The 16,984-nt window shown below is 73.6% G+C and carries 14 protein-coding genes and 1 riboswitch; of the genes, 6 read left to right on the top strand and 8 right to left on the bottom strand.

What is annotated here, in order from left to right; translation table 11 throughout:
• Window positions 1–53: 53 nt before the first annotated feature.
• Window positions 54–3,173, bottom strand: a complete 3,120-nt coding sequence (locus AB0I16_RS18600; RefSeq protein ID WP_363250487.1) for an alpha-N-acetylglucosaminidase — start codon at window positions 3,171–3,173, stop codon at window positions 54–56.
• Between the two features lie 111 nt (window positions 3,174–3,284).
• Between AB0I16_RS18600 and AB0I16_RS18595 the strand changes: the two genes are divergently transcribed.
• On the top strand, window positions 3,285–3,698 hold the full coding sequence (locus AB0I16_RS18595) for a hypothetical protein (protein ID WP_363250486.1): 414 nt from the start codon (window positions 3,285–3,287) through the stop codon (window positions 3,696–3,698).
• Between the two features lie 15 nt (window positions 3,699–3,713).
• Here AB0I16_RS18595 and AB0I16_RS18590 read toward each other — a convergent pair whose 3' ends face one another.
• The 3 genes from AB0I16_RS18590 to AB0I16_RS18580 form a co-directional block, all read right to left on the bottom strand.
• Window positions 3,714–5,168 (bottom strand): DUF1996 domain-containing protein, encoded by a 1,455-nt coding sequence (locus tag AB0I16_RS18590; RefSeq protein WP_363250485.1) that lies wholly within the window; start codon window positions 5,166–5,168, stop codon window positions 3,714–3,716.
• A gap of 63 nt (window positions 5,169–5,231) precedes the next feature.
• Complete coding sequence (locus tag AB0I16_RS18585; protein WP_363250484.1) at window positions 5,232–5,882, bottom strand: response regulator transcription factor; 651 nt, start codon at window positions 5,880–5,882, stop codon at window positions 5,232–5,234.
• A complete protein-coding gene (locus AB0I16_RS18580) occupies window positions 5,867–7,138 on the bottom strand; it encodes a sensor domain-containing protein (RefSeq protein WP_363250483.1) in 1,272 nt (423 codons plus the stop codon). Before AB0I16_RS18580 ends, AB0I16_RS18585 begins: the two co-directional genes overlap by 16 nt.
• A 256-nt stretch (window positions 7,139–7,394) precedes the next feature.
• On the opposite strand from AB0I16_RS18580, the gene AB0I16_RS18575 reads away from it, so the two are divergent.
• Window positions 7,395–9,587, top strand: a complete 2,193-nt coding sequence (locus AB0I16_RS18575; protein WP_363250482.1) for an MMPL family transporter — start codon at window positions 7,395–7,397, stop codon at window positions 9,585–9,587.
• 107 nt (window positions 9,588–9,694) lie between these two features.
• Here the strand turns inward: AB0I16_RS18575 and AB0I16_RS18570 are convergent, their stop codons facing one another.
• The 4 genes from AB0I16_RS18570 to AB0I16_RS18555 all read right to left on the bottom strand — a co-directional run bounded on the left by AB0I16_RS18570 (window position 9,695) and on the right by AB0I16_RS18555 (window position 13,383).
• The gene (locus AB0I16_RS18570; RefSeq protein WP_363250481.1) at window positions 9,695–10,681 is read right to left on the bottom strand and encodes an NAD-dependent epimerase/dehydratase family protein; all 987 of its coding nucleotides are present in this window, start codon (window positions 10,679–10,681) and stop codon (window positions 9,695–9,697) included.
• A gap of 80 nt (window positions 10,682–10,761) precedes the next feature.
• A complete protein-coding gene (locus AB0I16_RS18565; RefSeq protein WP_363250480.1) occupies window positions 10,762–11,364 on the bottom strand; it encodes a winged helix-turn-helix domain-containing protein in 603 nt (200 codons plus the stop codon).
• Window positions 11,365–11,782: 418 nt separating this feature from the next.
• On the bottom strand, window positions 11,783–12,814 hold the full coding sequence (gene glnII, locus AB0I16_RS18560) for a glutamine synthetase (protein WP_363250479.1): 1,032 nt from the start codon (window positions 12,812–12,814) through the stop codon (window positions 11,783–11,785).
• Between the two features lie 200 nt (window positions 12,815–13,014).
• Window positions 13,015–13,383, bottom strand: coding sequence for an arsenate reductase family protein (locus AB0I16_RS18555; RefSeq protein WP_363250478.1), 369 nt, complete (start codon window positions 13,381–13,383; stop codon window positions 13,015–13,017).
• Window positions 13,384–13,544: 161 nt separating this feature from the next.
• On the opposite strand from AB0I16_RS18555, the gene AB0I16_RS18550 reads away from it, so the two are divergent.
• The 4 genes from AB0I16_RS18550 (at window position 13,545) to AB0I16_RS18535 (ending at window position 16,740) form a co-directional block, all read left to right on the top strand.
• Entirely contained in the window at window positions 13,545–13,847 is a 303-nt protein-coding gene (locus AB0I16_RS18550; protein WP_363250477.1) for a hypothetical protein, read from the top strand.
• A gap of 204 nt (window positions 13,848–14,051) precedes the next feature.
• A complete protein-coding gene (locus tag AB0I16_RS18545) occupies window positions 14,052–14,987 on the top strand; it encodes an alpha/beta fold hydrolase (RefSeq protein WP_363250476.1) in 936 nt (311 codons plus the stop codon).
• A gap of 398 nt (window positions 14,988–15,385) precedes the next feature.
• Window positions 15,386–16,246: a helix-turn-helix domain-containing protein gene (locus AB0I16_RS18540; RefSeq protein WP_363250475.1), complete on the top strand. Its 861-nt coding sequence runs from the start codon at window positions 15,386–15,388 to the stop codon at window positions 16,244–16,246.
• Between the two features lie 5 nt (window positions 16,247–16,251).
• A complete protein-coding gene (locus tag AB0I16_RS18535) occupies window positions 16,252–16,740 on the top strand; it encodes a VOC family protein (RefSeq protein ID WP_363250474.1) in 489 nt (162 codons plus the stop codon).
• Window positions 16,741–16,747: 7 nt separating this feature from the next.
• A riboswitch (cobalamin riboswitch) is annotated at window positions 16,748–16,934 on the top strand.
• Window positions 16,935–16,984 lie beyond the last annotated feature (50 nt).

Genomic DNA, 16,984 nt, shown 5'->3' with positions numbered 1-16,984 from the left:
CGCCGGGGTTTTCCCGCGGGGCGGACGGGCCGCCCCGCGGGAACGGCCGCCCGCTACGCCAGGCGCCAGCCGCTGAACTCCACCGTGCCGCGGGTGCCGTCGCCGCCGTGCGTGGCGCTCATGAAGAAGCCGGCGTCGAGCGCGGCCCCCGCCCCCGTCAGGGCCACCGTCGCCACGTCGCGCCACGTCTCCCCGGCGTCCGTGGAGCACGCCCCGGTGACCGAGTCCCCGTTCCGCGTCAGGCGGAGCAGGACCGGCGCCTTGACCCCGGTGAGGCGCTTGTACGTGTCCACCGTGCCGTCGCCGTTGGTGTCGTACGAGAGCACGACCCCGTTCGCCGGAGTCACGGCGAGGTCGACGAAGCCCTTGGCGCCCGGCGTGTCCAGGGAGTTGCGGGCGATGAGGCCCGCCCGCGCCCAGGGCCCCGTGTTCTCCTGGGAGTCGACGCGCACGACCACCGCGACCCCGTCCCTCAGGGCGCCCCCGCGGTAGAGCGTCCCGAACTCCGTCGTCCCCTTCCACAGGTCGGCGCCGCCGCCGTTGATCGCGTACCGCCCCTCCAGCTCGCCGAAGACGGCCGCGTTGTTGCTGTATCCGGCCCACGCCCCGCTCACCGGACCGGCCTCGTACAGCGTCCCCTCGTGCACCGAGCGCACCCGGCGCTCGCCGCGCGGCCCGTACCGCACCGCGATCTCGTACGGCAGTGGCCGCAGCGGACGGTCCAGGGGCGTGCCCGGGGCGCTCGCCCGCCACTCGACCCGCCCCGTCCCCGCGGGCCCGACCCGCGGCAGCGACACCGGCCCGGTGGGCTCCGCCTCGATGCCGGTCAACGCGAAGTCGACGCGGCCGGTGGCGCGCAGGCCGTTGACGTTGCGGAAGACGGCCCGCACGCGCGCGTGGCCGCCCGGCGGGAGGGCGGGCGGCTCCGCGGTGACCTCCACGGAGCCCTGGTAGGGCGCGCGGGCGAGGACGTCGCGGACCCGGGCGGCGGTGCGGTGGGGATCGCCGACGGGACGCAGGGGGTAGTCCTTGCGCTCCCGCGTCCAGGGCTCCTCCACGGCGTACCAGTCCACGGCCTCCGGCGCGCGCCCCGCCGCCAGGGCGTCGGCCAGCTCGTCGAGCCAGCGCTGCCAGCGCGGGACGTAGAAGTCGCCGATCAGGCCGTGCCAGTCGCGGTTGCCGTACTCGTGCAGCCTCCCCGCGTCGGCCGTGGCGCGGTCGCCCCAGGTGGTGATCAGCACCTTCGCGGTCCGCTCGAACTCCGCCCGCTCGGCCGCGCTCGTCCCCGTCCGCCGGGCCGCCGCCACCCAGGGACCCAGCAGGAAGGCGCGGGCGGTTCCCGTGACCTCGTCCGACAGCCGCATCAGCCGCAGCCACAGCGTCGAGAGCGCACGGAACGCCTCCTGGTCCTCGCGCTCGTAGGCGGCCCGCAGCTGCGGCAGGAGGTGGCGGCTGCGGTGCGCGAGGGCCTGCCGGGCCACGTCCACCAGGTCGTTGCGGTAGGCGCCGCTGCCCCGCAGTCCGCCCGCCACGCCGAGCAGCCCGGTGAGCGCCGCGTCGAAGCGGGCCGGGTCGTAGGTCAGGGCGCGCGGCGCGTACTCGGCGGCGCGGGCCGCCGCCAGGTCGGGGCGGGCGGCGAAGAGGGAGTCGTGCGGGTCGCTGCGCTCCACGGCGGTGTGCCGGTAGGCGGTCTCGTCCAGCGCCCGCCAGGCGGCCCGCGCACCCCGGTCGCGCCCGCCGTAGCGGAAGTCGGCGTACGAGGAGAACCACGCGGCCCCGTCCGGCGGGTCCTCGACCCAGGCCAGCTCGGAGAACAGCTCGAAGGCGGCCGGGTCGCGGTCGGTGGCCTCGGGCATGAACGCGGTGCCCACCAGGGCGCTGCCCGCCTTGTCGCGCCAGGCGAAGAACCGCTCGTTCCAGAGGTGGGTGCGGGCCCCGATCGTCGTGCGGCCGCCGAAGTTGGGGATGGTCCCGAAGGCGTACGGGGTGCCGCCCCAGTCCTTCTCCCGGTCCGGCTCCCTCGCGTACCGGTCGGAGACGCCGTCGACGATCAGCATGCGCTTCTTGTCGACCGCGTCCAGCAGCTCGGGCAGCGGGTTGGCCTCCCAGCCGAGGATCACCCACGTGGCGTTCGGCCGCGCCGTGCGCAGCGCCGCCTCCACGCCGCGCGCCGCCGCCGGCACCGGCACGTCACCGGCGGTGCCGCCCTCGTGCAGCAGGTCCATCTTGAAGAGGTCGGCGGGGCCGAAGAGACGTTCCTGGTGGCGGTAGAAGGAGGCGGCGACCTCGGCGAAGGCCGTGGTGCGGGGGTCGAGCCAGTCGGGCCGCCGGAAGCCGTGCCAGGTGCCCTGCGGCACGACCCGCGCGTCCCCGCCGTTGCGCGCGACGAAGCCGTCGGGAACGTGTCCGTAGTAGCCGGGGAGCACGGGCGCGATGCCCAGCTCCCGCAGCCTGCGGGTGATGCGCCGCCCCAGCTCGGCGCGGTCCGCGATGAGCCGCGCCGACAGCGGCCCCCCGTATCCGGAGAGGTTCTGCAGCAGCCACCACGGCTGGTGCGAGGGCGCGGGCAGCCAGGCCCTGGCCTCGGCGTCGGAGTAGCCGAACTCCTTCAGGACCCGGTGGTAGACGGCCTCGGCGCCCGCGATCACCAGGACCTCGTTGCAGCCGTGCAGGGCGAGTACGTCGATCATCCGCTCCCAGTACGCCCAGTCGGCGTACGGCGCGGTGTACCCGTCGTTGGTGTCGTTCAGGGCGAACCGGTGGGGCAGGGAGGTGGATCTCTCCAGCGGTCTGCTCGGCGCCGGGAGTCTGCGCGGCAGGTCCAACTGGTCGCCGTTCCAGCTGATGTGGGCCCCGCACACGTACTTCAGGTACCAGTGGACGCCGGTGAGCAGCACCGCGGGCGTCGTGCCCGCCACCTCGATCCGCCCGGTCGACCCGGTGACCCGGAAGCGGTCCTCGCGGGGGCGTGCGGGGAGGAGTGCGAGCCGGAACTGCTCCGCGTGGTGCGGCAGGAGCCTGTTGAGCGCCGAGCGCGCGGAATCCGTATCGAGGGCGGGGACCCGCGCCGGCCCCCCGGCGGCGTGGGCCTGGAGCGGCGCTCCGCCGACGGCGGCGCCGAGGCCGAGGGCACCGGCGGTGCCGAGCACGGAACGACGGGACGGATCGGACATGTGTACCCCCTGGGGTGAAGGCTGCGGCGCACGGTATCCGGGAGGCGCCCCGTGCTCAACGGTGCGTCGGAAGATGGCGGGTTCGGCTCGCCGGAAGGGTCTGGTGGGACGATGAGGGCAGCGCGGAGCGCGCTCGCGGGCATGGCGGTGGGAGTGCTGCTGGGAGTGGCGGGGTGCGGCTCGGGGGGTGACGGCACACCGGGCACGGCGAGCGGCAGCCTTGAGCAGCTGGCGGCCAGGGCGAAGTGCACGCCCGACCTCCAGACGGACGCGGCCGAGCTGCGCCAGGCCACCTGTGAGAACGGTGCCCGGCGCTACATCCTCGTAACCTTTACAAACGCCCGTGGCCAGGCCGAATGGCTCGACGAGGCGAACGACTACGGGGGCACGTACCTCGTCGGCGGGCAGTGGGTCGCGGTCGGCGCGGCCGAGGACATCTCGGCGCTGCGCGACCGGCTCGGCGGGACCGTGGTGGACGCCGCGGGGGAGCACGGCGGGGGCCACCACGGTCACCGCGGGGGGTGAGCGGGCCGGCCGTGATCAGGTGCAGCGACGGCCGGAGTTCAGGCACTTCGTGAGGCGCTCCATCAGGCGTTCGTCGAAGACGTTGATGAAGTCGCCGTGGTCGGTGACCGGCTTGTGCAGCTGCTCGGGGAAGGAGTCGACGGCGAAGCCGGGCCCCGGCGGCACGTCGTACACGATGCGCTGCACGAGCTGCGGGATCGCGCGGAAGCCTTGCGGGCAGGCGCCGGTCCGCCGGTCGGCGAACGCGACGTGGGTGCGGTGGTTGGCGCTGTCGGTGTTCCGCCCGTCCCAGCAGCTCTGGAAGGTGAAGGTCCGCACGACCTCGCTGCCCTCGGGGCAGATCGGGTACTTGTCCTTGAGCTGCCGGTTCTCGAAGCCGGTGCAGCTCCAGGACGCGTTGGCCTCGGCGTCGCCGTTGGTGAACGCCTTGGCGTCGCCGGTGATGATCCGCAGGAAGCGCGGCATCGCGACGACCTTGCCCCGCGGGTTCCCGGTGAACTTCAGCGTGACGGCCGACGGTGTCCGGATCTCGCCGACGTTCTGGTCCCTGCCGCCGCCGTCCGCCTGCGCGTCGTCCTCGTCCCGGCCGTTCTGGAGCCGCAGGACGGGCCAGTAGTACGTGGACCTGTCGCCCTGGTTGCGGCAGGTGGTCTCGCCGTTCGCGAGGTCGTCGTCGCCGGAGAAGGCGTCCGTCGCCTGGTTGCCCACGTAGTCGTGCATGTGGTGGGCGCCGTTGCCGACGCCGGGGGCCGCGATGACGTTGTCGGGGTTGAACTTGCCGTTCTCGTTGCGGCCGCAGTCGGTGGTGAAGGTCCCGCGGGAGGCGCCGCGCTGGTTGCGGGGGCGCCGGACGTTGGGCCCGACGGACTCGATGTCGACGAAGTCGGCGGCCACGGGTCCGTTGCCGCTGCCGCCCTGGCCGCCGCCTTGGCCCTGCCCCTCGTCCTGCCCCTGCTCCTGCCCCTGGTCCCGCTCCCGCCCTCGGTCGCCGTCCCCGGCCGGCCGCTCCCGTTCCCGGTCGGCGGCGCGCACGGTGCAGGGGGCCATCCCCGTGAGGTCGTCGGGGCGGGCGCCCGCCCGGTCCACGGCGTCCTCGATCTCGCCGATCGTGCCGCGCCGCTGCTCCTCCAGCGGAGGCAGCACGGACTCCTTGTCCGCCGCCTCGGTGAAGCGCTCGTAGGCCCGGGTGATCTGGCTGTCCAGCTCGGCGAGTCTGCCATCGACCTCACCGCGCGCTTCCCGGGGAACCTCCCGCAGCCGGTTGCCCACGTCGGGGCAGTCGATGGTCGACATCCGCTGCCCGGTACCGGCACCGGCGTCGGCGCTCCGCCCGGGAGGCCGACCGACGCCGTCTTCGGCGTTCGCGTAGACGTTGACGGCGATCAGGCCGCCACCGCCCATGACCAGAGCCGCGGACGCGGCGACCATGCGCCGCGCCAGCTTCGATCGTTTTCGTGAGGTGCGTCCCATGGGGCTACATACGCATCAGCGGCCCGACGCGTTCAGCGGTCCCCGCCACAACTCACCGGCTGCTCAACGCCCTTGGTCCAGAAACGCGATGACGGCGAGCACCCGCCGGTTGTCGTCGTCGGAGACCGGCAGCCCCAGCTTCCCGAAGATGTTCGACGTGTGCTTGGCGATGGCCCGCTCGGTGACCACGAGCTGCGAGGCGATCGCCGCGTTCGACCGCCCCTGCGCCATCAGCTCCAGCACCTCGCGCTCGCGCGGGGTGAGCGCGCCGAGCGGCTGGTCGCTGGAGCGGCGGGACAGGAGCTGCTGGATCACCTGCGGGTCCATCGCGGTACCACCGGCCGCGACCCGGCGAACGGCGTCGATGAACTGGGCGGCGTCGAACACGCGGTCCTTCAGGAGGTAGCCGACGCCGCCGTTGCCGTCGGCCAGCAGCTCGCGCGCGTAGAGCTGCTCCACGTGCTGGGAGAGGACGAGCACCGGGAGGCCCGGCTTCGCCCTGCGGGCGGCGAGCGCGCACTGCAGGCCCTCGTCCGTGTGGGACGGCGGGAGCCGGACGTCGACGACGGCGACGTCCGGCTCCAACTCCGCGAGCGCCCGGGACAGTTCGGGCCCGCTCTCCACGGCCGCGGCGATCTCGAAGTCGAACGCCTCCAGCATCCGCACCAGGCCGTCGCGCAGCAGGAAGAGGTCTTCGGCTAGGACAACTCGCAAGGGATCTCCATGGTCACCATGGTCGGGCCGCCCGCGGGACTGCTGACGGCCAGTACGCCGTCGAATGTACCGAGCCGCCGTTCGATCCCGGCGAGGCCGGAGCCCGCCCCGAGCCGGGCGCCGCCCTTGCCGTCGTCGGTGACCGCGATGCGCAGCATGCCCTCGGCGTGGTGCATGTCGACCCAGACGCGCTCGGCACCCGCGTGCTTGACCGCGTTGGTCAGGGTCTCGCTCACCGCGAAGTAGGCGGCCGACTCCACCGGGGCACCGGCCCGCCCCGTCAGCTCCACCGTGACCTCGACGGGCAGCGGGAGCCGCAGCGCGAGGGCCTTCACGGCGTCGCCGAGGCCGCGCTCGGCGAGGACCGGCGGGTGGATGCCGCGGACCAGGTCACGCAGTTCCGTCAGGGCTTCGCCGGAGTTCTGCCGGGCCTTGGCGATCAGCTCCTTGGCCTTGGCCGGGTCCGTCTCGATCATCGCCTCGACGGTGCCGAGGTCCATGCCCATGGCGACCAGGCGGGCCTGCGCCCCGTCGTGCAGGTCGCGCTCGATGCGGCGCAGCTCGGCCGCGGAGTTGTCCACGGCGTCGTGCCGGGTCTCGGTCAGCCGGTCGACGCGCAGGGCGAGCTGCCGCTCCCGCATGGCCGGGGTGGGCGCGAGGAACACGCGGGAGAGGAGGAAGTGGGCGCGGACGAGGCCGGGGTTGACGAGGACGCCGAGGAGGAAGAAGCCCACGCCGAGCGCGGCCGCCTGGTTGGCCGTGGACTGCGAGGTGACGTGGATGAAGGCGTACCAGTCGCCGCCGGCCGCGGAGTGGATCGGCTTCCACACGCCGAGGGCGAGCACCCAGCCGTAGAGCATGTAGAGCATCAGGGCCGGGGCGAAGACGGCCACGACCGGGCCCGCGGTCATGTTCACGAGCAGCCACTGCAGGTCCCGCCAGGTGGCCGGGTCCTTCAGCAGGCGCGTGCAGCGCTCCACCTGCCCGGTGAGGCCGGGCCGCAGGTCGGCGGGGTACGCGCGGTAGGGGTCCGGGATGGTCACCCCGGACCAGGCGGCGGCCCGTGCCCGCTGCGCGCCGGCGTACGCGCGCACGGCCGCGAGGACGGCCGGGGTGGTGAGGAGGCCGATCCCGAGGAGGATGAACGCGATCGAGAGGACCGCGAACACGAACAGGACGATGGACCCCACCAACGAGACGATCGTCAGCCAGAGCCCCTGGGCTCCCGCGATCACTGCGTCCTTCAGCCTCGTCATGCCGCCGTCCCTCTCGTCGTCCCCGTGCGGCCCGCCGCGTCGCGCGCCGGGCACGGAGACAGTCTCACCCGGCGGACGGGGAAAGGTCATTGGTCCCTCCACCCGGGCGGGGGTGTACCTGACGACACCCCCGGGGCTCGCCCTGCGCTTCGGCAGGTGGGGGGTTCGGCGGCTGGGGCGCGAGGGCGCCGGTTCCTAGCGTGAGTGGGGACTTGACCGACGTTCATTCACGCAGAACTGATGGGGGCGGGGCGCCATGAGGCGGAACTTCGCGGCACGACTCGGGGTGTGGAGCGCACACCACCGCAGGACGGCCGTCATCGGCTGGCTGGTCTTCGTGGTCCTCGCCACGGTCATCGGCGGGGCCTCCGGCATGGTGACCGCCTCCGACGACGAGATGAACGTCGGCGACTCGGGCCGTGCCGAGAAGATCCTGAAGGACGCGGGCATCGACGAGCCCGCCGGCGAACTCGTCATGGTGGGCGCCCGCGATGCCGGCGGCTGGCGCGACACCGCCGCCGACCTGTCGAAGGCGCTGACCGCGACCGGCGAGGTCCGCGACGTCCAGGCGCCGCTGCCCTCGAAGGACGGCGAGGAGGCGCTGCTCCGCTTCGCGGTCAAGGGGCCCTCGGACGAGGCCGGCGACCGCATCCAGCCGGTGCTCGACGCGGTCGACGACGCCCGGGAGAAGGCGCCCGACGGCATCTCCGTCCACCAGTTCGGTGACGCGAGCTCCGAGAAGCAGCTGTCCGACCTGCTCGCCGACGACCTGAAGAAGGCCGAGTTCACCGCCGTACCGCTGGCCCTCGGCATCCTGCTCGTCGCCTTCGGCGCCGTGGTCGCCGCGCTCCTGCCGGTGGGCCTCGCGCTCACGGCGTGCGTGGCGGCGTTCGGACTGCTCTCCCTCGCCAGCCACCAGCTGCACCTCTTCGAGACCACGTACTCCGTGATGTTCCTGATGGGCCTGGCGGTCGGCGTCGACTACTGCCTGTTCTACCTGCGCCGCGAGCGCGACGAGCGGGCCGCGGGGCGCGACGCGGAGACCGCGCTGCGGATCGCCGCCGCCACCAGCGGACGCGCCGTCCTGGTCTCGGGCCTGACGGTGATGGTCGCGATGGCGGGCATGTTCCTCTCCGGGCTGCTGCTCTTCAAGGGCTTCGCCGTCGCCACGATCCTGGTGGTGTGCGTGGCGATGATCGGCTCCGTGACGGTCCTGCCCGCGCTCCTCGCGTGGCTCGGCGACCGGATCGACGCGGGCCGCATCCCGTTCCTCAACCGCCGCTCCCAGAAGGGCGCGCACGCCGGCGGGGCCTTCGCGGGCAAGGCGCTGCGGCCCGTCCTGGCCCGGCCGAAGCTCTTCGCGGCCGGCTCGGCCGTGCTGCTCCTCGCCCTGGCGGCGCCCGCGCTCGGCATGAGGACCGAACAGCTCGGCCTGGAGAAGCAGTTCGGCTCGGACGCCGCGCTCTCCATCGCGTACAAGGAGATCACCGCCGAGTTCCCCGGCGGCCCGGCTCCCGCCCGCGTGGTCGTCGAGGCGGACGACATCACGGCGCCCCGGGTGCGGTCCGCCCTCGACACGGTGACCGAGAAGGCGGGTGACCGCGCCGAACTCACCGTCCACAAGGCGGCCGGCGTCGCCGAGATCGCGGTGCCGCTGCCCGGCGACGGCACGGACGCCGAGGCCAGGAAGGCCCTGGGCGAGCTGCGCGACGACACGGTCCCCGCCGCCTTCGACGGACTGGCGGGGCAGGGCGTGACGGCGTACGTCGGCGGCGACCTGGCCTCGTCCGAGGACTTCAGCGACCAGCTCAGCAGGGGCATCGTGCCTGTCTTCGCCTTCATCGCCGCGGTGACGTTCCTGCTGATGCTCTTCAGCTTCCGGTCCGTGGTGATCGCCGTGACGTCGATCGTCCTCAACCTGCTGTCCGTCGGCGCGGCCTACGGCGTCATGACCGCCGTCTTCCAGCACGGCTGGGGCGCGGAACTGATCGGCTCGGAGAAGGTCGGAGCCATCGAGAACTGGATGCCGCTCTTCGTCCTCGTCGTCCTGTTCGGCCTGTCGATGGACTACCACGTCTTCGTCGTCTCCCGCATCCGCGAGGCCCGCGACCGGGGCATGGACAACCGGGCGGCGATCCGCGAGGGCATCACGCGCACCGCTGGCGCGGTCACGGGCGCGGCCGTGATCATGGTGGCGGTCTTCGCGGTCTTCGGCACGCTGTCCATGCAGGACATGCAGCAGATGGGCGTGGGCCTCGGCGTCGCGGTCCTGCTCGACGCCACGGTGGTCCGCATGATCCTGCTGCCGTCCGTGATGACGCTCCTCGGCGAGCGCAACTGGCGCACCCCGCGCCTGCTCTCCTGGCTGCCGCGGATCTCCCACAGCGAGGAGATCCCGGCCGCGGAGCCCCACCGCCGCCACGCACCGGACGCGTACGCCTCGCGCTGAACCCGGCCGGGGCCGGGGCCGTGACCCGGGCTCCGGCCCCCCCGTACCGCCGCCCCACGAGGCCGTCCCCCGGCGCGCACCGCGCCGGGGACGGCCCTTCGTACGCGCTACAGCCCCAGGACCTTCGCCTCCTTCTCCGGGTCGAGCCCGAGGACCGGCCGGTCGGGCCGCTGCGGCGGGGTGCCGCCGATGGACCGCAGCCACTCCCAGGTGTCCCGCACCGTCTCCTCGACGGGCCGGGCCCTCAGCCCCGCGAGGATCGCCTTCTCGGACGACGTCCGGTGCATCGTGTCGTGCAGTTCGCCGGGCGCCAGCCACACCGGCAGCTCCATCCACGGCTCGATGCCCGCGTCGAGCACCGCCTCCGGCGCCGTCCAGCGCAGCGAGGCGTCGGGCCCCGCCACCGCGACGCACGCCTCCAGGAACTCGCCCATGGTGAACCGCCCCAGGGGACTGATCAGGTTGTACGGGCCGTGCAGCCCGCCCGCGCCCGCGTCGAGGACCCACTCGGCGAGATCCCGTACGTCGATGTACTGGATCTCCGAGTCCCTCGGCCCGGGAGCGAGGACGGGGCCGCCGCGCGCCACCCGGTTCAGCCACCACGGCAGCCGCCCGATGTTCTCGTACGGGCCGAGGATCAGGCCGGCCCTCGCGAGCACCGTCCGCTCGGCACCGAACTCCGCGACCGCGGCCAGCTCACCGCCGCGCTTGTCCTCGGCGTAGGCGGTCGCCTCCGCGTCGGGGTCGCCGTCCACCACGGGGTAGTCCTCGTCGGAGCCCGCCGCGCCCGGGTAGCGGTACACGGAGCCGCTGGACACATAGACGTAGCGCCCGGCCCGGCCCGCGAGCAGCCGGGCCGAGGCCCGCACCACGCGGGGCGCCGACGACCAGGTGTCGACCACCACGTCCCACTCGCCCTCGGCGAGGCCCGCGAGGCCGTCCTCCGCCGTACGGTCGCCGTGGACGACCCGGGCCCCCTCGGGCGCGGGGTGGTGGCCGCGGTGGAAGACGGTCACCTCCCAGCCCCGGGCGAGCGCCGCCTCGGTCACCGCGCGCCCCACGAACTCCGTACCGCCAAGCATCAGAAGTCTCATGGGGCGACTCTGCCCCGCGGGCCCGCGCCGAGGGAACGGGTTCTGCTCGCAGCAGAGCACGGTCCCGGTGGCGCCGCGGGTCAGCGGGGCGCCGGCGGCACGTACTTGTAGCCCACCCGCCGTACCGTCTGGATCGTCCTGCGGTGCTCGGCGCCGAGCTTGCGCCGCAGCCGCGCGACGTGGACGTCCACGGTGCGGCCGTCGCCCACGTGGCCGTACCCCCACACCGTGGTCACCAACTGGTCGCGGGTGTGCACCCGGTGGGGGTGCGCCACGAGGTGGGCGAGGAGCTCGAACTCCAGGTACGTCAGGTCGAGGGGCCGCCCTTCGACCTCGGCGGCCCGCCGCACGGCATCGATGGTGACGGGCCCCGGCGGCACGGCCTCCGGGGCGCCGGGCCCCTGCCCGGCCCGCTCCTGCGTGGCCTGCTCCTGCCCCGCGGGCACGAGGAGCAGGTAGCCGACCATCGGCGGCTGCCCCGGCAGCGTCGGCAGGGCGTGCGGGGGCGCGGGCAGCCAGGTGGCGCCCGGCGGCAGCAGGTCGGGGGCGGGGACGGGGATGCGGACGGGGGCGCCGGGCTCGTCGGGGGCGACGGCCCGCAGCCGGGCCCGGCCGGGGACCGGAGGAGCGCCCGCGGGAGCGGCGGCGGTGGGGGCGGCGGAGAAGGAACGGGAGTTCGCCATGTGAGGTCAGCTCTTTCGCGCGAAGAAGGAGTCGTCGAGAACGAGACGTACGTCGTGCGCGTCAGGCGAAGGCCGTGCGGTGGAGTTCAGTGCAACGGCTTTAGAGGGCCCGCGCGTTCGTCGCGCGGCAACACATCCGGTCGAAGTCGTGGTGCTGCCGGGAGGGCCAGAACGGTTCGAGGTCGTGGTGACCCGTCGCGGTGTCCTGGTGGCTGCCCATGCCGACCATTGAAGCAGATGGCGGGTGCACCGGTGATCCCCTCTCACCCACCGGAACGGTGGACGGACACTCCCTGGCCGAAAAGGGCCCCTCGCGGACTACAGGGTCCCTTTCTCCGCCGACCGCGGGGAACGGCGGGGGCGCCCGCCGGTCCGACCGGCGGGCGCCCCCGTCAACGTATGGGCGAAGAAGCCCCGATCAGACCTGGCCGGCCTTCTCCAGTGCGGTGCAGCAGGTGTCGACGAGCAGGCGCGTCACGACGTACGGGTCGACGTTCGCGTTCGGACGGCGGTCCTCGATGTAGCCCTTCTGCTCCACCTCGACCTGCCACGGGATGCGGACCGAGGCGCCGCGGTCGGAGACGCCGTACTTGTACTCGTCCCAGGGCGCGGTCTCGTGCAGGCCGGTGAGGCGGTCGTCGATGCCCGCGCCGTAGTTCTTGACGTGGTCCAGCGGCTTGGAGCCCTCACCGAGGGACTCGCAGGCGGTGATGATCGGCGCGTAGCCCTCGCGCATCGCCCTGGTGGAGAAGTTGGTGTGCGCGCCCGCGCCGTTCCAGTCGCCCTTCACCGGCTTGGGGTCGAGCGTCGCGGAGACCTTGAAGTCCTCGGCGGTGCGGTAGAGCAGCCAGCGGGCGATCCAGAGCTGGTCGGAGACCTCCAGCGGGGCGAGCGGGCCGACCTGGAACTCCCACTGGCCCGGCATGACCTCGGCGTTGATGCCGGAGATGCCGAGGCCGGCCTTGAGGCAGTTCTCCAGGTGGGCCTCGACGACGTCGCGGCCGAAGATCTCGTCCGCGCCGACGCCGCAGTAGTAGCCGCCCTGCGCGGCGGGGAAGCCGCCCACGGGGAAGCCGAGCGGGCGGTCGCCCTCGAAGAACGTGTACTCCTGCTCGATGCCGAAGACCGGCTCCTGCGCGGCGAAGCGGGCCGCGACCTCGGCCAGCTCGGCGCGGGTGTTGGACTCGTGCGGCGTCATGTCCGTGTTGAGGACCTCGCACAGGACGAGGACGTCCCCCGCGCCGCCGCGGATCGGGTCGGGGCAGGTGAAGACCGGCTTGAGGACGCGGTCCGAGGCGTGGCCCTTGGCCTGGTTCGTGCTGGAGCCGTCGAAGCCCCAGAGCGGCAGCTCGGCGCCCTTCGCCTCGTCCGCCAGGATCTTCGTCTTGGAACGGAGCTTGGCGGTCGGGGCGGTGCCGTCGATCCAGATGTACTCAGCCTTGAAGGTCACGGGGGCCTCATCCTCATAACGCTCGGTACGGCGCAGAACGTGCGGGTGCCGCGGTGCCGTGGTGATGCCCATGAGACTGGCAACCGGCGATTTCCCGACCGTTGCCCTCGTGTGAACCCCGTGTTACCCGGGGCGAGTGTGTCCGGGCTCACGGCACCGCCCGCCCGCGGGACCCGCGCCGCCGCGGGGGTCTCCGGCGCTCAGCGGGACAGCGCGTCCCGCACCGCCTCCTCGCTGCGGGCCACGACCGCCGTGCCGTCGTCCGCCGTGATGATGGGGCGCTGGATGAGCTTCGGGTGCCCGGCCAGCGCGGCGATCCAGCGGTCGCGGGCCGATGCGTCGCGCGGCCAGGCGGCGCGGTCCGCGAGGCCGAGGTCCTTCGCGTCCTGCTCCTGGGTGCGCGTGATGTCCCAGGGTTCGAGCCCGAGGCGGTCGAGGACCGCACGGATCTCGTCCTCCGACGGCACGTCGTCGAGATAGCGGCGCACGGTGTAGTCCGCACCCTCCGCGTCGAGCACGGACAGGGCGCCGCGGCACTTCGAACAGGCGGGGTTGATCCAGATCTCCATGCCGCACACGCTACCCGCGAACCACCCGCCCCAGAGCCCCGGGCACACCCCTGTTCGAATACCCCAAAGCCCGTCTGGCCAGGGATGATTGTCAGTGCTCAGCGGTAGAATCACAGTAGTGTTCGAGGGCGCCGACGGGGGGCCCTGATCGCGACAGGAGGATGCCCGTGCCCGCTGCCGCACTGACGACGAAGTCCGTATCCCAACCCGTCCTCATCGACCTGCCGTACGCACCACCGCAGAAGAGGGCGCTGCCCGCGGGCCGCCCCCGCGAGTGGTACGTCAACCACAACCGCCGCCTCAAGGCCATGCGCCTCGCGATAGCGCTGCTCGACTCGGGCGTCTATCTGCCGAACCAGGCGAAGAACAGCACGATCCGGCGCATGGCGGAGGACGTCGGCATCCACCCGCCGTCCGACATCACCTGCCACATGGTGCGCGCGCTGATGCGGTACAGCCGCTGAACGGGTGGGGTGTACGGGGGCGTTGCCCCCGTACACCCCACGCTCGCCCCTCTGATGGCTCTGTCGCTCACGGGCGGTCCGTATACGGACCGGACCAAGCGTGAACGGCGCGTGAACGGCATGATTCGGACGTTCTCACGGGTGCGGCGGGCGTTTGCCGCGTCCGCCTGGGCCGTGCGACACGCGGTCGGCCATGCTGTGGCCATGACCTCCCGGGAAGCTGTCGGCGAACCGCCGCTCCTGACGACCGTCGAGCTGCCGGACGGTGCCCGCGTCCCCGTGCGCGCGCTGCGCGCCCCCGAACCGGAGCGCTTCCTGCCGTCCGGTTCCGCACCGGCGCCGGGACCGCCGCCGGCCCCCGCGCTGCTCGTCCTGCCCGCCATGGGCACGCCCGCCCGCTTCTACCGCCGCTTCGCGCACGACCTGCACGGCGAGGGCCTGACGGTGCTCACCGCCGACCTGCGCGGCCAGGGCGAGGCGACGCCGCTCGCCACCGACCCGGACGCCCTCGGCCACGGCTACCGCGAGCTGGTCGAGGAGGACCTGCCCGCCGTCCTCGCCGCGATCCGCGCCGAGCTGGGACCCGAGCCGCCCCTGTACCTCCTCGGCCACAGCCTGGGCGGCCAACTCGCCCTGCTGTACGCCGCTTCGGGGCGCGGCCCCCGGGTGGCCGGGGTGGCACTCGTGGCCTCGGGTTCCGTCTACTTCCGCGCGTACGGCCCACTGCGCGGCCCCGCGCTCCTCCTCGGCGAACTGCTCGTCGCCGGGGTGTCGACGGTGCTCGGCCGCTGGCCGGGGTCCCGGCTCGGCTTCGGCGGCGACCAGCCCAAGGGCGTCATGCGCGACTGGGCGCGGCAGGGCCGCACAGGGCGGTACGCCCCCAGGGGCGCCACGCTCGACTACGAAGCGGCCCTCGCCGTCCTCGACGTGCCCGTACTCGCCGTCTCCGTGGAGCACGACACCCTCGCCCCCGCCTCCGCCCTCGACCACCTGCTCGCCAAGACCCCCCGGGTCCGGCTCACCCGGCGGCACTACACCGCACAGGAGGCGGGCGGCCACCTCGACCACTTCGCCTGGACGAGGACGGGCACCCCACTCGCCAAACAGATCGCATCATGGGCAACCAACCAGCACCCCTGACACCCGAGCCCCCAGCCCCACGGGGAACTGCGCGCGCACCCCCCACGCCCCGCAGACAGACGGATCGGCCAGCCCCTCAGGGGCGCGGGGAACTGCGCGCCCAACCCCCACGCCCCGCAGATAGGCGAAACGGCCAGGCCCCCCTCTCAGGGGCGCGGGGAACTGCGCGCCCAACCCCCACAACCCGCAGACAAGCGAAACGGCCAGGCCCCCCTCTCAGGGGCGCGGGGAACTGCGCGACCAACCCCCACGACCCGCAGACAAGCGGATCGGCCAGCCCCCAGGGGCGCAAAACCCCCACGCCCCGCAGAAGCCGAACCGCCAGGCCCCCGGCCAGCCCCCGCCCCGCAGAAGCCGAACCGCCAGGCCCCCGGCCAGCCCCCGCTCATAATGGAGACATGGCCTCCAGGGAGTTCATAAGGACCGTGCCCCACCTGAACGGCATGGTCATATCGGCGACCGGCTACCGCACGACGGGCCAGCGCCCGGCCCTGCACCGCGGCCTGCCGTCCCCGTACCTGACGGTGATCTTCTCCCTGGACGGCCCCATCGCCACCGGCCACACCCCGCAGCAGGCCACCGGCACGGACGCCATCCGCACGGACATCATCGTCGGCGGCCTCCACCAGAGCCCCGCCCACGTGGTCCAGCCCGAGCACGAGGCCGGCATCCAGCTCGCCGTCCACCCCCTCGCGGCCCGCGCGCTCCTCGGCCTGCCCGCGGCCGAGCTCACCGGCGAGCTGGTGGTCGACGGCAGGGACGTGTTCGGCGGGCGCGCCGCCGAGCTCCGGGAGCGGCTCTGCGGCCTCGACCGCTGGGAGGACCGCTTCGACGCCCTCTCCGTCTACCTGCGCCGCAGGGCCGCCGACGACCGGACGGCCGGTTCCGTACGCCCGGAGGTCGCCGAGGCATGGGCCTGGCTCGCGAGGCACCGCGGCGCGGGCACCATCGGCGGCCTCTCCCGCCACGTGGCGCTCAGCGAACGCCGCCTGACCTCGCTGTTCCGCGCCGAGACGGGCCTCACCCCGAAGCAGGCCGCGCGCCTGACGCGGTTCCAGCACGCCAAGACCGCCGTGGTCCGCGCGTCCGCGGCGGGCGCCCCGCAGGACCTGGCCCGGATCGCGGCCGACTGCGGCTACTACGACCACTCCCACCTCGTACGGGACTTCCGGCAGTACACGGGAGCCAGCCCCACCCGCTGGCTGGCCGAAGAGTGCCGGAATATCCAAGCCGGGGCACACCGCCCGGACGGAGAGTAGGAGGCATGGACACCACACGGGACACCACGCAGACCACCCCGCCCGCCACGGCACAAGGCACGGAACAAACCCCCGCACACGGCACCACCCCCGCCCCCACCATCTGGCCCGCCCTCCAGGCGGAGAACGCCCCCGCCCTGATCGACTTCCTCGTCGGCACCGTCGGCTTCCTGCGCACCGCCGTGTACGAGGACGGCGGCCGCGTGGCCCACGCCCAGCTCGACTGGCCGGAGGGCGGCGGCGTCATGCTCGGCTCGTACGACCCGGACGCGGCCGGCGGCACCTGCGGCACGCCGGGTACCGCGGGCGCCTACGTCGTCACCGACCGGGTGGACGCCCTGTACGCCCGCCTGACCGGGGCCGGAGTGAAGATCACCGCGGAGATCGAGGACAAGCCGTACGGCAGTCGCGAGTTCGGCATCGCCGATCCCGAGGGCAACCGCTGGTCCTTCGGCACCTACCGCGGGGAGCCGAGGCCCGCCGGGACCCCCTGAGCCCGCGTGATAACTTGCGCAAGCCAGTCAAACCCACACCTGGGCCAGGGAATCCGGTGCGAATCCGGAACTGACGCGCAGCGGTGAGGGGGACGGGCGGGGCACACGGCCACTGGGCGTCCACGGACACCCGGGAAGGCGCTCCGCCCGGCCGATCCCGAGTCCGAAGACCTGCTGGCGCCTCTGCCCGCACACCGGGCGGCAGAGGTCGTGACGCAGACCAGGCTCCGCGTATGAGCCGTGA

Source organism: Streptomyces sp. NPDC050703 (genome assembly GCF_040654435.1).
Lineage (GTDB): Bacteria > Actinomycetota > Actinomycetes > Streptomycetales > Streptomycetaceae > Streptomyces.
Note: the sequence above shows the minus strand (reverse complement) of the source record. Positions and strands in the feature narration are given on the sequence as shown.

Coding starts and splice junctions, on each gene's coding strand:
- AB0I16_RS18550 (WP_363250477.1), top strand. CDS start 13,545: ATGCCCGTGCCCGCTGCCGCACTGACGACGAAGTCCGTATCCCAACCC.
- AB0I16_RS18575 (WP_363250482.1), top strand. CDS start 7,395: ATGAGGCGGAACTTCGCGGCACGACTCGGGGTGTGGAGCGCACACCAC.
- AB0I16_RS18565 (WP_363250480.1), bottom strand. CDS start 11,364: ATGGCGAACTCCCGTTCCTTCTCCGCCGCCCCCACCGCCGCCGCTCCC.
- AB0I16_RS18580 (WP_363250483.1), bottom strand. CDS start 7,138: ATGACGAGGCTGAAGGACGCAGTGATCGCGGGAGCCCAGGGGCTCTGG.
- AB0I16_RS18570 (WP_363250481.1), bottom strand. CDS start 10,681: ATGAGACTTCTGATGCTTGGCGGTACGGAGTTCGTGGGGCGCGCGGTG.
- AB0I16_RS18590 (WP_363250485.1), bottom strand. CDS start 5,168: ATGGGACGCACCTCACGAAAACGATCGAAGCTGGCGCGGCGCATGGTC.
- AB0I16_RS18540 (WP_363250475.1), top strand. CDS start 15,386: ATGGCCTCCAGGGAGTTCATAAGGACCGTGCCCCACCTGAACGGCATG.
- AB0I16_RS18535 (WP_363250474.1), top strand. CDS start 16,252: ATGGACACCACACGGGACACCACGCAGACCACCCCGCCCGCCACGGCA.
- AB0I16_RS18600 (WP_363250487.1), bottom strand. CDS start 3,173: ATGTCCGATCCGTCCCGTCGTTCCGTGCTCGGCACCGCCGGTGCCCTC.
- AB0I16_RS18595 (WP_363250486.1), top strand. CDS start 3,285: ATGAGGGCAGCGCGGAGCGCGCTCGCGGGCATGGCGGTGGGAGTGCTG.
- AB0I16_RS18555 (WP_363250478.1), bottom strand. CDS start 13,383: ATGGAGATCTGGATCAACCCCGCCTGTTCGAAGTGCCGCGGCGCCCTG.
- AB0I16_RS18545 (WP_363250476.1), top strand. CDS start 14,052: ATGACCTCCCGGGAAGCTGTCGGCGAACCGCCGCTCCTGACGACCGTC.